Origin of the sequence: Halanaerobium saccharolyticum subsp. saccharolyticum DSM 6643 (genome assembly GCF_000350165.1) — a bacterium.
Classification (GTDB): domain Bacteria; phylum Bacillota; class Halanaerobiia; order Halanaerobiales; family Halanaerobiaceae; genus Halanaerobium; species Halanaerobium saccharolyticum.
The window spans coordinates 72,835-87,181 of the sequence record NZ_CAUI01000019.1; the positions used below are offsets into that span (position 1 = coordinate 72,835).

14 protein-coding genes and 1 riboswitch are annotated in these 14,347 nt (G+C 36.6%); of the genes, 12 read left to right on the forward strand and 2 right to left on the reverse strand.

Annotation, left to right across the window (positions count from 1 at the left end; genetic code table 11):
- Window positions 1–29: 29 nt before the first annotated feature.
- Both pdxT and pdxS read right to left on the reverse strand, forming a co-directional pair.
- Complete coding sequence (pdxT, locus tag HSACCH_RS07910) at window positions 30–617, reverse strand: pyridoxal 5'-phosphate synthase glutaminase subunit PdxT (RefSeq protein ID WP_005489053.1); 588 nt, start codon at window positions 615–617, stop codon at window positions 30–32.
- A gap of 1 nt (window position 618) precedes the next feature.
- Entirely contained in the window at window positions 619–1,497 is an 879-nt protein-coding gene (gene pdxS, locus HSACCH_RS07915; protein WP_005489055.1) for a pyridoxal 5'-phosphate synthase lyase subunit PdxS, read from the reverse strand.
- A gap of 174 nt (window positions 1,498–1,671) precedes the next feature.
- On the opposite strand from pdxS, the gene pdxR reads away from it, so the two are divergent.
- The 12 genes from pdxR to purC all read left to right on the forward strand — a co-directional run bounded on the left by pdxR (window position 1,672) and on the right by purC (window position 14,320).
- Window positions 1,672–3,108 (forward strand): MocR-like pyridoxine biosynthesis transcription factor PdxR, encoded by a 1,437-nt coding sequence (gene pdxR / locus HSACCH_RS07920; RefSeq protein WP_005489056.1) that lies wholly within the window; start codon window positions 1,672–1,674, stop codon window positions 3,106–3,108.
- Between the two features lie 209 nt (window positions 3,109–3,317).
- Window positions 3,318–4,076: an ABC transporter ATP-binding protein gene (locus tag HSACCH_RS07925; RefSeq protein ID WP_005489057.1), complete on the forward strand. Its 759-nt coding sequence runs from the start codon at window positions 3,318–3,320 to the stop codon at window positions 4,074–4,076.
- A 12-nt stretch (window positions 4,077–4,088) separates the two neighbouring features.
- Window positions 4,089–4,787 carry an ABC transporter ATP-binding protein gene (locus HSACCH_RS07930; RefSeq protein WP_005489058.1) on the forward strand — a complete coding sequence of 233 codons (699 nt, stop codon included), beginning with the start codon at window positions 4,089–4,091 and terminating at the stop codon, window positions 4,785–4,787.
- Between the two features lie 4 nt (window positions 4,788–4,791).
- Window positions 4,792–5,652: a branched-chain amino acid ABC transporter permease gene (locus HSACCH_RS07935; protein WP_005489059.1), complete on the forward strand. Its 861-nt coding sequence runs from the start codon at window positions 4,792–4,794 to the stop codon at window positions 5,650–5,652.
- A gap of 4 nt (window positions 5,653–5,656) precedes the next feature.
- Window positions 5,657–6,610: a branched-chain amino acid ABC transporter permease gene (locus HSACCH_RS07940; RefSeq protein WP_005489060.1), complete on the forward strand. Its 954-nt coding sequence runs from the start codon at window positions 5,657–5,659 to the stop codon at window positions 6,608–6,610.
- Between the two features lie 66 nt (window positions 6,611–6,676).
- Window positions 6,677–7,894 (forward strand): ABC transporter substrate-binding protein, encoded by a 1,218-nt coding sequence (locus HSACCH_RS07945; RefSeq protein WP_005489061.1) that lies wholly within the window; start codon window positions 6,677–6,679, stop codon window positions 7,892–7,894.
- 233 nt (window positions 7,895–8,127) lie between these two features.
- A complete protein-coding gene (locus HSACCH_RS07950) occupies window positions 8,128–8,619 on the forward strand; it encodes a YbhB/YbcL family Raf kinase inhibitor-like protein (RefSeq protein WP_005489062.1) in 492 nt (163 codons plus the stop codon).
- A gap of 116 nt (window positions 8,620–8,735) precedes the next feature.
- Window positions 8,736–8,836: riboswitch (purine riboswitch) on the forward strand.
- 269 nt (window positions 8,837–9,105) lie between these two features.
- Window positions 9,106–10,377 carry a phosphoribosylamine--glycine ligase gene (gene purD, locus HSACCH_RS07955; RefSeq protein WP_005489063.1) on the forward strand — a complete coding sequence of 424 codons (1,272 nt, stop codon included), beginning with the start codon at window positions 9,106–9,108 and terminating at the stop codon, window positions 10,375–10,377.
- Window positions 10,378–10,398: 21 nt separating this feature from the next.
- Window positions 10,399–11,562 carry a 5-(carboxyamino)imidazole ribonucleotide synthase gene (locus HSACCH_RS07960; RefSeq protein ID WP_005489064.1) on the forward strand — a complete coding sequence of 388 codons (1,164 nt, stop codon included), beginning with the start codon at window positions 10,399–10,401 and terminating at the stop codon, window positions 11,560–11,562.
- Between the two features lie 102 nt (window positions 11,563–11,664).
- Complete coding sequence (gene purE / locus HSACCH_RS07965) at window positions 11,665–12,195, forward strand: 5-(carboxyamino)imidazole ribonucleotide mutase (RefSeq protein ID WP_005489065.1); 531 nt, start codon at window positions 11,665–11,667, stop codon at window positions 12,193–12,195.
- Window positions 12,185–13,597 carry an adenylosuccinate lyase gene (gene purB, locus HSACCH_RS07970; protein WP_005489067.1) on the forward strand — a complete coding sequence of 471 codons (1,413 nt, stop codon included), beginning with the start codon at window positions 12,185–12,187 and terminating at the stop codon, window positions 13,595–13,597. Before purE ends, purB begins: the two co-directional genes overlap by 11 nt.
- 3 nt (window positions 13,598–13,600) lie before the next feature.
- Entirely contained in the window at window positions 13,601–14,320 is a 720-nt protein-coding gene (purC, locus tag HSACCH_RS07975; protein ID WP_005489068.1) for a phosphoribosylaminoimidazolesuccinocarboxamide synthase, read from the forward strand.
- Window positions 14,321–14,347: the final 27 nt, after the last annotated feature.

The following is a 14,347-nucleotide window of genomic DNA, read 5'->3' on the forward strand; positions in this document are numbered from 1 at the left end:
TTATTATATTTATTTATGCAAAATATAGTCTAATTGCTTAAGCTTTTAACTTTTTCAATGAAATATTGATGAAAAATTGTACTGTCAGTAAGTTCGGGATGAAATGAAGTAGCAATTATATATTCGCTTTCAACAGCTGCAATTTGATCTTCTTTTTGATAAAGAATTTCTACATTTTCAGCAACTTCTGTAATCAGCGGTGCCCGGATAAAAACTAGTTCTTGAGGATCAGTAGAAACTTTTGGAATTATATCTTTTTCAATAAAACTATCCAACTGGCTTCCAAAAGCATTTCTTTTAACTTTAATATCTAAAAGTGCCAGTTGTTCTTCATTTTCTCCTTCAATTTCAGCTGCCAGCAGAATTAAGCCGGCACAGCTACCCCAGATGACTTTTTGCTGTTGATTAAAATCTTTAATTGCTTTTTTGAAATCGTAATCTTTAATTAGTTTTCTCATTGTTGTACTTTCACCACCAGGGATAATTAATCCTAAACAGCTATTTAATTCTTCAGGTTTTTTAACAGCTACAGCCCGAACATTTTCAATTTGATTTAGATGATTTAAATGTTCAGCCACTCCCCCTTGGAGAGCAAGAACACCTATTTTGGTTTCCATTTTACCAGCCCCGATCAGCCATTTTTTCTGAATCTGTAAGGCCATTAATATCGATTCCAGACATTGCTTTACCTAAATTTTCTGATACCTCGGCAATGATTTGTGGATTCTGATAGTGAGTTGTTGCTCTGACAATTGCTTCAGCTCTTTTGGCCGGATTGCCAGAACGGAAAATTCCAGAACCAACAAAAATACCATCGCAGCCCAGCTGCATCATTAAAGCTGCATCCGCAGGGGTCGCAATTCCACCTGCTGCAAAATTAACTACTGGAAGTTTACCATGTTTTGCTATGTATTCTACAAGTTCAAAAGGAGCCTGCATCTCTTTAGCAGCAGTCATTAACTCTTGGCTACTTAAAGTTGTTAAATTATTAATTTGTGAACTAATTTTTCTCATGTGGCGAACTGCTTCAACTACATTACCAGTTCCAGCTTCACCTTTAGTTCTTATCATAGCTGCACCTTCACCAATTCTACGCAAAGCTTCACCAAGATTAGTGGCACCACAGACAAAAGGTATTTCAAACTTTCTTTTATCAATATGGTAAGCTTCGTCAGCAGGTGTTAAAACTTCACTTTCATCGATATAGTCTATTTCTAAAGACTCTAAAATTTGTGCTTCTACAAAATGTCCAATTCTAACTTTAGCCATTACTGGTATAGAAACAGTATTAACAATTTCTTTAATCATTTCTGGGTCTGACATTCTAGCAATTCCGCCATCTTTTCTAATATCAGCTGGAACTTTTTCTAAGGCCATAACTGCTACTGCACCAGCTTCTTCAGCTATTTTTGCCTCTTCAGCAGTCGTAACATCCATAATGACTCCACCTTTTAACATTTGAGCTAAGTTTTTGTTTAAACGATATTTTTCTGACATAAAATTTGTTCCTCCTAATTGATTAATTATAATTGTAATGATACAATAAACCTAAATAAGCTTGTATTTGGTCAAACAACAATACAATTATAAACTAAAGTAATACAAAATGTCAAATGATTAATACAATAAATTTTAAAAAACTTTGTACCAACACAATTTAGGGGTGAGAATATGTTAAATATTAATTTAAAAGAGGACAGCAGCTCTGCTCTTTATCTTCAGCTTTATAAAGAGTTAAAAGATAAAATAAAAAGTGAGCTTGAAGTTGACACTAAACTACCGCCGATTAGAAAACTGGCAGCGGCTGTGGGAGTTAATCCGGCTACAGTTGTCCGAGCCTATGATATGCTTGCTGATGAAGAATTAATTTATAAAAAAGTAGGTAGCGGTAGTTTTGTAGCACCAGACAGAAAAATAATTCAGTCTAAAAACAGAGAGGATATGTTAAAACACGGACAGATAAAACTTGCAGAAAGTATTAATTTTGCTAGTGCTGCTCCGAGTACAGATTTATTTCCAGTTGAAGATTTTAAATATGCGATTAATCAAGTTTTAGAACGTGATCAAGGGGAAGCTTTTAGTTATCAAAAAAGTCAAGGCTTTTTGCCTTTACGAAAATCAATCAGAAAATATTTCACAAAACGAGGAATCAATTCTTCTTTAAATCAAATTCAAGTTGTATCAGGTGCTCAACAGGCAATAGATATTATAAGTAAAATTCTTTTAGATTACAAAGATCAAATTATAGTTGAAGATCCAACTTATTTTGGTGCCCTGCAGGCCTTCAATTCTCGTAAGGCAGATATAAAAAGTGTCAAGATGGAGCAGGATGGAGCTGATTTGGAAGAAATGGAGTCGTATCTTAAAAAAAATGAAATAAAGTTTTTCTTTACTATGCAAAATTTTCAAAATCCGACAGGTATTAATTGGAGTCGAAAAAAACAAATTAAACTGCTAGAACTAGCAGCTAAATATGATTTTTACATTATAGAAGATGATATTTTATCTGATCTTTATTATGACCAGAAAAGAGTTAATAATTTGAAGGAATATGATGAGCAGGGAAGGGTAATTTATATTAAAAGTTTTTCAAAAGTCTTTATGCCTGGCTTACGACTTGCTTTTATAGTTTTGCCTGAAACACTTTTGCCTGAGATGCTGGAAGCTAAATATGCTACTGATATTTCCAGTGGAGGTCTGACTCAGCGTGCTTTTGATTATTATCTAAGAGAAGGATTATTAGATAAACATATTAGTTTACAAAGAGATCTATTTCAAAAAAGGTATAAACTTATGAAAAATCAAATAACAGAACACTTGCCGAAGGAGATAAAAATAACATTTGAAATAACAGGCGGACTCTATTTTTGGATCAAATTACCAGAAAATAGAGATGCTCAAGAAATATATGAAAAAGCCGCTCAAAAAGGTGTAGTATTTTCTCCAGGTTATCTTTTTAGTATTAATAAAAAGTATTCTAATTATTTTCGTCTTAGTTTTGCAGCGGTAGATGATCAGCAAATAAAAAGAGGAATAGTAATTTTAAGAGATGTTTATAATGATTTTAGAGGAACAGCTGATAATTATGATTATAGTCCTCTGCTTTAAATAATAAAAAATGCTTGAAAAGAAAGATATGGTGATCTTTTGACAATTATTATCCCTGTATACAAGGATAATTCTGAAAAATATTATTGTATACAGGAATTAAGCTCTTCATTGTAAATAGAATACTTGACACCTCTCAGAAAAAGGATTAAGATTAATACAACTTAACATGAAGCTAAAAAGAATTGAGTAGAAAGGAGTGAGCTTTTATGTTAAAAGTAAAAAGTGTAGTAAAGGAGTTTAGTGGGTTTAGGGCAGTTGATGAATGTTCTTTTGAGGTGGAAAAAAATACAATCACAGGTTTGATTGGCCCCAATGGAGCTGGGAAAACAACGATGTTTAATTTAATTGCCGGTTCTTTAAAATTGGATCAGGGTGAAGTATATTTTTCAGAGCAAAAAGTAAATAATTTTGCGCCTCATCAGATTGCACGACTTGGTCTGGCAAGGACCTTTCAGATTCCTAAAACTTTAAGGAAAATGACCGTACTTGAGAATTTGATGCTTGTGCCTTCCGGCCAGAGTGGTGAAAATATCTGGAACAGCTGGTTTAGAGGTGCCAAGGTAGAAAACGAAGAAAAGGTAAATGCAGCAAAGGCTTATGAAACTCTTGAATTTTTGGAGATGGAACATCTTGCAGATGAGATGGCCGTTAACTTATCAGGTGGGCAGAAAAAACTGCTTGAACTGGGTAGGGCCTTGATGGCAGAACCAGAATTAATTTTACTTGATGAACCTGGTGCTGGTGTTAACCCGACCTTATTAAATAAAATTGCCGAAAATATTCTAAAATTGAAAGAAAGAGGAAAGACCATTCTTTTAATTGAACACAATATGGATCTGATAATGAATATCTGTGATCGAGTAATTGTAATGAATGATGGTAAGCATCTAGTTGAAGGAACACCTGCTGAAATTAAAACTAATCCTCAGGTGTTAGAAGCTTATCTGGGAGAGAAAACGGCTTAAGGAGTGGTCTTATTGTTAAGTATTAAGGAAGTCTATGCAGGCTATGGTGAGATAGAAATTATCCACGGTATTTCTCTAGAAGTTAATGAAGGAGAGATTGTTTCAATTGTGGGTCCAAATGGTTCTGGAAAGTCTACTCTTTTAAAATCTATTTTTTCTCTTGTTGATATTATGGGCGGGGAAATCAACTATCTAAATAGTAATCTAAGTCAGGTTAATACTGATCAGATGATAAAAAAAGGTTTATCCTTTGTACCGCAAACTGATAATATTTTTCCGACCCTGACTGTGGAAGAAAATTTGGAGCTTGGTGCCTATGTATCAAAGAAAAAACTTAAAGATAGATTTGATTTGATTTATAATCTTTTTCCACCATTAGTAGAGAAAAGGAAGAAGAAGGCAGGTACTTTAAGTGGTGGGCAGCGTCAGATGGTGGCTTTTGGTCGGGCTTTAGTAATTGAACCTAAGCTTTTGCTTTTGGATGAACCGACAGCCGGTTTGGCCCCAATGTATATTGATCTTATTTTAGAGAAGGTAGCAGAGATAAATAAAACTGGTGTTTCAATTTTGATGGTGGAGCAGAATGCTAAAAAAGCACTTGCTATGTCAGATCGAGGTTATGTACTGGCAGCAGGTGAAAAAAAATATGAGGATAGTGGGAGAGGCTTACTTGAGAATGAAGAAGTAGCGCAGCTATTTTTGGGAGGATAAGTCTATGGCCTTACAGCTTTTTTTGAATGGAGTAATACTGGGATCGATTATTGCCCTGGGTGCAATTGGATTGTCATTAATTTATGGGATTTTGAAATTCGGACATTTTGCCCATGGTGATTTAATGACACTTGGTGCTTATTTTGCTTTTTTATTTAAGGTACAATTAGGCCTGCCATTTTGGCTGGCTTTTGTTTTAGCTGCAGCTTTAACTGCCGGAACAGCAGTGCTGTTAAATCTTATTTTATACAGACACTTAAAGAAAAGAGACTCTGTTATTGTAATGATTTCTTCTGTTGGAGCTGCCTTAATAATTAGAAATTTTGTCCTTTTATTTTGGGGGCCACAGAATAAATTTTATGAAAAAGCTATTCAAATGCCAATTGTCTTAGGTGATGGATTACTGAGGATCAAAGAAAATCAGATTATAATTTTAGTTTTAGCTTTATCACTGGTAGTTGCAGTTCATTTGTTTTTAAGCTGGACTAAATTAGGTAAGGCAATGCGGGCGATGGCTGATAACATTGATCTGGCTCAGATAACAGGTATTAATACAGAAAGAGTAATTATCTGGACCTGGGCAATGAGTGGTGTGCTGACAGCAGCTGCTGGGATATTACTTGCCTTTGATACTCACCTGACACCTGTAATGGGCTGGAACCTTTTACTTCCACTTTTTGCAGCTGTTATTCTGGGAGGAATAGGAAGTCCCTATGGGGCAATGTTTGGTGGTCTGGTAATTGGTATTTCTCAGGAAATGTCAACTTTGATTATTTCTGCAGCCTATAAACCTGCAGTAGCTTTTACAATTATGATTTTAATGTTAATAATTAGACCTTCTGGTTTAATGGGAAAGAAGGTGTAAATAGATGACTTTTGCTGGTGTTTTTTCATATCTGGTTTTCTTTTTAATCTTTGTTGGTATTTATGCAATCATGACTCTTGCTTTAAATATTCAGCGTGGTTTTGCTGGACTTTTTAATATAGGAATTGCTGGTTTTTGGGCAGTTGGAGCTTATACTTCTGCAATTGTGACCAAAGGACCTACTCCGGACCATCTGGGGGGCTTTGGAATGCCCTTTATTGTAGGTTTGCTGACTGCAGGTTTAGTGGCTTCTGTTCTGGCTCTGTTGGTGGGGATTCCAACAATTCGACTGCGGGAAGATTATTTGGGAATTGCAACAATTGGTATTGCTGAAATAATTAGGCTGGTAGTTAAAAATGAAGCCTGGTTAACTAATGGAGTTAGAGGTGTTTCGGCTATTCCAAAACCGCTGGCAGGTATTTTTGGCTCAAATTACAACCTGTTTTTTCTATTAATTGTGATTACAGTTATTGTTATTTTTTATTATTTAAGTGAAAAAGGAATCAATTCTCCCTGGGGTAGAGTTTTACGAGCAATTAGAGAAGACGAAGAAGTAGTTAAAGCTGCAGGGAAAAATGTGGTTCGGTATCGGATGGAGGCCTTTATTTTAGGTGCTTTTATGATGGGGGTTGGAGGGGCACTTTATGCTCATTTTACTTCCTTTATTTCACCTGAAGCTTTTAGGCCAATGCAGGCTACATTTTTAGTCTGGATAATGCTGATCATTGGTGGTAGTGCTAATAACTTTGGTTCTATTGTTGGAGCTTTTTTAACCTGGGGAATCTGGACTGGGACTGAGTTTTTAACAGGAATGCTGCCTGCTGCCTATACAACCCAGGCTGCTGCTGTCCGTGTAATTTTAATCGGTATCTTTTTGGAAATAATTTTACTGAGCAGACCTCAGGGTCTATTTGGCGAAAAGAAGTACAGCAGTAAAAAAACAGCAGCTGAGAATTAAATAATTTTACTCTTAGTTGAGTATTTTAAATACGAAAAAGTAGCGAGAATAAGAGGAGGAAAAGTAATGTTTAAAAAGAAAATATTTGTTATTATGCTGGTGATGTTGTTCCTGTCTTTGACTGTTAGTGCTGTTTTTGCTCAAGAAACTGTAAAAATTGGAACTTTAATGCCACTTACCGGTGGGCTGGCGTCTTATGGTCAGTTTACCCGGAATGGTACTCTGCTGGCTCAGAAAATAATTAACGAGCAGGGAGGCCTCTTAGGAGGTAGAGAACTGGAGTTAGTAAATGTTGATACCCAGACAAATCCGCAGGCAGGAGTAGATGGAGCCCAAAAGCTAGTTTCTGTAAATGGAATTAATGCAATCGTGGGAGCTTTATCAAGTGGTGTTACAATCCCGGTTGCTGAAAGTGTTACAGTTCCTGGAGAAGCAGTTTTGATCTCTCCGTCGTCGACCTCTCCGGTACTGACTACTTTAGATGATAATGGTTATGTATTTAGAACAGTACCATCTGATAGTCTGCAGGGAGTAGTTGCCGGAAACCTGGCAGCTGACTTAGACCATGAGTCACTGGCAATAATCTATGTTAATAATGATTACGGCCAGGGTTTAAATGATGCAGTAATCGAGCAGTTCGAAAAAAGAGGTGGAGAAGTAACCGCATCTATTGCTTTTGAACCTAATAAAGTATCCTATAGAAGTGAGCTGATGGATGCTGCTTCTGAAAATCCTGATGCTTTATTATTAATTGCTTATACTGATGATGGAGGAATTACAATTATCAGACAGGCTTTAGAAAATGGTTATTTTGATCAATTTATCTTTACTGACGGCTTAAAGGCTCCGGAAATTACAGAAGGTGTTGAACAGTATTTAGAAGGAATGCGAGGTACAGCGCCAACTTCAATGCCGGGAGGAAAAGGTCCGGAATTGTTTACAGAGCTGTATGAAGAAGAATTTGGAGAAATTCCTCCTAAGCCATATATTGATACCAGTTTTGATGCTACCTTTGTTTTGGCCTTAGCTATTGAGAAGGCTGGCAGCACAGAGGGTCCAGCTATCAGAGATGCAATTAATGAAGTATTGGCTGAAGATGGAATGTTGGTTAATATTAATGAATGGGATAAGGCTAAAGAGTTAATTGCAGCCGGAGAAAAAATCCGCTATGAAGGCGCTTCTGGTCCAGTATTATTTAATGATGTTGGAGATAGCATGGGAGCAATTGGTATCTGGAAGATTGAAGATGGAGATATTGTAAATGAAAGTGTAGAAGTACAGTAGCTAATTGTAAATATGCTAATAGCATAAATTAGATGAAATTACTATAAGTCTCGGGTTTAGATTTTAAACTCGGGGCTTTTTTTGCTTTAAAGTATATTTTAATAGGATCTAAATTATATAGTTTCAAATTTAAAAAATATTTTAAATTATAATTTGATGGTTTTCTGATTATTTCATATAATGGTAATGTAGAAAGTTCGTCGTTAGTTAACTATCCTAACAGGAGGGATATTATGTGTGCAGAAAGAGCAGATTTAAAGATTATTTCTGATTTTAGTTATGATAATCAGGTGGATTCTCGTTACACTGCTATTGGCGAAAATATTTCACCTCCATTAAGAATAGAAAACCTTGATGAAGATGCTGACACTCTAGCTATTGTTTTAAATGATGCAGATGCAGAAATTGAAAGAACTACGCACTGGTTAATCTGGAATATTCCAGCTGTGATAGATAATATTCAGGGAAATATTCCGATGAATCTTAAAAAGGTTCCAGAATTAGATGGGGCTTATCAAGGGAAAAATGATTTTGGAGATATTGGTTATCGAGGTCCTGCTTTAGCAAGCAGCACTTTTGAAAAACCGCACACTTATCGGTTGATTGTTTATGTTCTTGATCAGGCTATAGAATTGGAACCGGGTGCAGGTGAGAAAGAACTTTTAGAGGCTATGAAAGGCAAGATTATTCAAAAAGGTTTTTTGAGTGGGAACTATCAACCATAAAAATATATTTAGAACCAAGAGAGGCTGGAGTTTTATTCCAGTCTCTTTCTGAATAATAAGACAACTAAATCATGCTTGACTTTAAAATTTGCATCTGTTAAGATTAAATTGTAAAATTAAAAACTAAATTTGTACCTCATATAATAGTGGGAATATGGCCCACAAGTCTCTACCGAGCACCGTAAATTGTTCGACTATGAGGGAAGTGTACCTAGGTTTCCGCAGTATTCAGGAGATAATTATGTTTATTTAGATTTAATTAGATTATATCTCACTAATTGCTGGCTGGTCCGAGCGGTACAGATATTAATATATCACACCGAAGGGATAAAAGCCCAGGCGGGGAGGTTCTACTCATTGAATGTAGAGTCTTCCTACCTGGGCTATTTTTATTTTTGGAGAAATTTACTTATTTTTACGTTCAGGTTCCTGGTTCAAAAAAATTTATGGGCCTGGTACCAATAAATTAAAGTGGGAGTGGATAGCATGAACATTCTTCTCATCGGAAGTGGTGGAAGAGAAAATGCACTGGCCTGGAAATTAGCTCAGAGCAGCAGAGTAGAAGAATTATATATAGCAGCAGGTAATCCGGGAACTGCAGCATATGGTGAAAATCTTGAATTTGATGAAAGTAATCAGGAAGCACTATTAGAATTTGCTTTAAAAGAAAAAATTGATATCACATTAGTGGGGCCGGAGGCACCACTGGCAGCAGGAATTGTTGATCTTTTTGAAGAGCATGGACTGAAGGTTTTTGGCCCAAATCAGAGTGCTGCCCGGCTCGAGAGTTCAAAAGCTTTTTCCAAAGAGTTAATGCAAAAATATAAAATTTCAACTGCAGCCTATCAGAGCTTTACAGACGCCAAAAACGCAGCAGAGTATATCAGAAGTAAGGGAGCGCCGATTGTTGTTAAGGCTTCAGGTCTGGCAGCAGGTAAAGGAGTTATTGTGGCTCAGACAGAGGCGGAAGCATTAGCAGCAGTTGAAACAATCATGAAAGATGAAAAATTTGGTGATGCAGGAGAAAAAGTTGTTATCGAAGAATTTTTAGAAGGAGAAGAAGCTACAATTCTTGCCTTCTGTGATGGAAAAACAATAGTACCGATGATAGCTTCGCAGGACCACAAAGCTGCCTATGATGGTGGTAAGGGTCCAAATACAGGCGGAATGGGCGCTTATGCACCAGCCCCGGTTGTAACTGAGCAGATCGAAGAAGATTTTAAAACTGAAATCATGGAACCAACACTTAAGGCACTGCAGAGTGAAGGCCTTGATTTTAAAGGGATTATTTATTTTGGGCTGATGATTAAAGATCAAAAAGCAAAGGTTTTAGAATATAATGTTCGTTTTGGTGACCCGGAAGCACAGGTTGTACTCCCGCTTTTAGAAACAGATCTGATAGATATTATGGAAGCTGTGGTTGATGAAAAATTAGATCAGCTTAAAATTAAGTGGAAAAATCAGAAAGCTCTTTGCGTGGTAATGGCGTCTGGAGGTTATCCAGTAGAATATGAAAAAGGAAAAGAAATTACTGGAATCAAGGAAGCAGAAGCAGCTGAAGAAATAATTGTTTTTCAGGCAGGAACCAGGCTAGAAGGAGATAAATTGCTGACTGATGGAGGTAGGGTACTTGCTGTAACTGCTTTAGGAAACAGTTTTAGCGAAGTAATTGAGAAGGCTTACAGTGGTGTAGAAAAAATAAATTTTGAAGATTTTCAGATTCGAAATGATATTGGTCAGAAAGCACTTAAAAAATAAATTTAACCGGGAGGTTATAATTTGAAATTTAAAGATAAGACCAAACAGAAAATTGGTATTATTGGTGGAGGTCAGCTGGGGAAAATGATGATTTTAGAGGCCAAGAAAATGGGTTTTTATGTTAGCATTTTAGACCCTACAAAAAAATGCCCGGCCCACAGTATAGCAGATCAGCACCTTGTGGCTGATTTTGATGACAAAAATGCAATAAAAAAACTGGCCCAAAAATCTGATTTAATAACCTATGAATTTGAACATATAGATGTTGAAGTTTTAAAAGAGTTAGAGGCTGAGGATTATAAGATATATCCAACCGGCCGCAGTCTGGAGATTATTCAAAATAAATATCATCAAAAAAATGTTTTAAAACAGGATCAGATAGCTGTTCCGGATTTCAAAAAAGTTTCTAATCCTAATGATATTAAAGAGGCGGCTGATGATTTTGGATATCCTCTGATGTTAAAGAGCTGTACAGGTGGTTATGATGGTAAGGGAAATGCCTTAATTGACAATAAATCGGAAGTAGAGAGTGCTTTTCAGGAACTGGGATCAGGAAAAACTCCGCTGATGGTAGAAAGATATATTCCTTTTAAAAAAGAAATATCAATTATTGCAGCTCGGGGCCTCAATGGCAAGATGAAGGTTTATCCAGTTGGAGAAAATGAGCACCAAAACAATATATTATATGAGACAAAAGTGCCAGCTGAAATTTCAGAGGAGCTGAAAAAAGAAGCTGAAGAGCTTGCCAGAGAAGTACTCAAAGTTTTTGAGGGGATAGGAATTTTTTGTGTGGAAATGTTTGTGACAGAAGAGGATGAACTGCTGGTTAACGAAATCGCACCTCGTCCTCATAATTCAGGCCACTATACAATTGAAGGCTGTGTAACTTCTCAGTATGAACAGCATGTTAGAGCGATAACTGGTCTTCCGCTTGGAGATAGCAGTTTAGTTAGGCCTTCGGTAATGCGCAATATCTTAGGTAGTGGAAAAGAAGGTAAAGCTCAGATAATAGGATTGGAGCCGGCACTTGCGATTGAAGGAGTCAAGGTTCATATTTATCAGAAGACTATTGCCAGACCTGGTCGTAAAATGGGCCACCTGACAGTGACAGCCGATAGTCTGAAACTGGCTGTAGAAAGAGCTCTGGAGGCCAGTCAATTAATTGAGATAAAAGGAGAAGTTTAATTTTCTTTTAACGCTAATTTGATTAAATAAACTTAGATATAAGAAAAAATATATTTCAAAAAAATTTAAGTTAAGCAAGTAAAGTTAGGGAGGTAAAATTTTATGAAGCCTAAAGTAGGAGTTATTATGGGCAGTGATTCTGATCTGCCGGTAATGAAAGAGGCAGCAGAAATTTTAGATAAGTTTGAAGTGGAATATGAGCTGACAGTTGTTTCAGCCCACCGTACACCTGATAGATTATATAATTATGCAGAGACTGCAGAAGAAAAAGGTTTAGATGTGATAATAGCAGGCGCCGGAGGTGCAGCGCATCTACCAGGAATGGTAGCAGCAGTAACAACTGTACCTGTAGTTGGAGTACCTGTTAAAACTTCAAAATTAAGTGGACTTGATTCACTTTATTCTATAGTTCAGATGCCGCCTGGAGTTCCAGTGGCCACAGTTGCGATTAATGGAGCCAAAAATGCAGCCCTGTTGGCAGTACAAATTTTAGCACGCAGTGACGAAGAGTTAAATCAAAAACAGAAAGAATATCGCAGAGAAATGAAAGAAAAAGTACTAGATACAGCAGAAAAATTGGAAGAACAAGGATATCAGGAATACTTTGAGAGGAGCGAAAAATTTGCAGACTAGAGATATTTTTGCTAATATAAGCCCCCTTGATCACCGTTATTCAAGGCGGAAAAAGAGTTTTGAGGAGATTGGGAAATACCTTTCAGAGAATGCGACTATTAAGTTTCAGGCAGAGGTTGAGCTGGCCTTAGTTAAGGTGCTGGCCAGCAGAGGAATGGCACCGGAGAAGGCGCCAGCTGAAGTTGAAAAAGCGATTGATAAATTAACTACTGAAGAGGTTTATGATGAGGAAGCAAAAACCAAACATAATATTAGAGCCTTAGTTAATTGTATTCAAAAAAAGGTAAGTAAAGAAACCCGCCCCTATATTCACTTTACAGCCACTTCATATGATATTGTAGATACAGCAAATTCACTTCGCTATCAGAAGGCAGCTTCAGAATTAATCATACCGAAATTAAAAAAACTACATAAAAGCTGGGCAGAGATTGCCTTAAGAGAAAAAGATAGAGTTCAGATTGGAAGAACTCACGGCCAGCATGCAGTACCAGTGACTTTTGGTTTTACTATTGCTGAATATGTTGCCCGCCTGGGAGAAAGAATAGAAGAAATCGAAGCAAAGGCAGCCAAACTTATTGGTAAATTTGCTGGAGCAGTTGGTGCCTATAATGCCAGCGGTATCTTTTTTGAAGACCCGGAAGAGTTTGAAAAAGAAGTTTTAGCTGAGCTTGGTTTAAAGCCGGGTGAGCATTCAACTCAGATTGTGCAGGCTGAGCCGATGACAGATTTTATCCACTCTTTAGTTTCAACTTTTAGTGTGCTGGCAGCCTTTGCTGATGATATGCGTCAGCTGCAGCGATCGGAAATTGCAGAAATTGGTGAGCATTTTGGCAAAGATCAGGTTGGATCTTCAACCATGCCCCACAAGCGGAATCCGATTAATTATGAAAATGTAAAGAGCTTATGGAAGGCTTTTATGCCCCAGATGACCACAATTTATATGGATCAGTTATCAGAACATCAGAGAGATCTTACAAATTCAGCTTCTTCTCGCTTTATTCCTGAACTGATAACAGCTTTGCTTTCAGCAGCAGCCCGTTTAACCAGAGTCAGCTCTAAGATGGCAGTTGATCAGGAAAATATTAAGAAAAATTTTGAACAGAATAAAAAGATGATTGTAGCTGAGCCTTTATATATTCTTTTAGCAGCATCAGGTCATCCAGATGCACATGAGGCAGTAAGAAAGCTAACCTTAAGAGCTCAGGAGACAGATCTTTCCTTAAGAGAGCTGGTTGACCAAAGTCAGGAACTGCAGGGTTATTGGGAAAGTTTTGCTGAGCGACAGAAAGAATTAATTTTAAAACCAGAAAAGTATACAGGAATAGCAGCTCAGAAAACTGAAAAGATAGTTAAAAACTGGCAGCATAAATTTGAATATGAGTTAAAAACGGAGGTTTTATAAAAGATGGAAAAAAATGAAATGCTCTATGAAGGTAAGGCCAAACAAATTTTTAGTACAAATAAAGAGGACCAGGTAATTGTTCATTTTAAAGATGATGCTACTGCCTTTGATGGTCAGAAAAAAGGTCAGATTGCAGAAAAAGGTATGATCAATAATAAGATTAGCAATTTCTTTTTTAAACTTTTAGAAGCAAAGGGGATTAAAACTCACTTAATTGAGGAACTGAACGAGCGTGATTCTCTAGTTAAAAAAGTAGAAATTATTCCTTTAGAAGTTGTAATGCGAAATGTTGCGGCAGGAAGCTTGGCCAAAAGAATCGGCATGGAAGAGGGAGAACCACTAAAGCAGCCGGTAATCGAATTTTACTATAAGGATGATGATTTAGGAGATCCTTTAATTAATGTTTCCCATATTGAACTTTTAGGATTAGCAGGAAGGGAAGAATTAGAAAGATTAATTGCACTTGGTCATAAGATAAATGATATTTTAGTTAAATTTTTAAAAGAGCGGAATGTAGATTTAGTTGATTTTAAACTTGAATTTGGAAAGACATCAGCGGGAGAAATTATTCTTGCCGATGAAATTACTCCTGATACCTGTCGTTTCTGGGATAGTGAGACAAAAGAAAAATTGGATAAAGATCGCTTTCGTCGAGATCTTGGTAATGTAGAAGAAGCTTATCATGAAATGTATAAGCGGATTACCGGCCAGGACTGGAAATAAGCTAATCAGCTAATAATAAATAAGGAT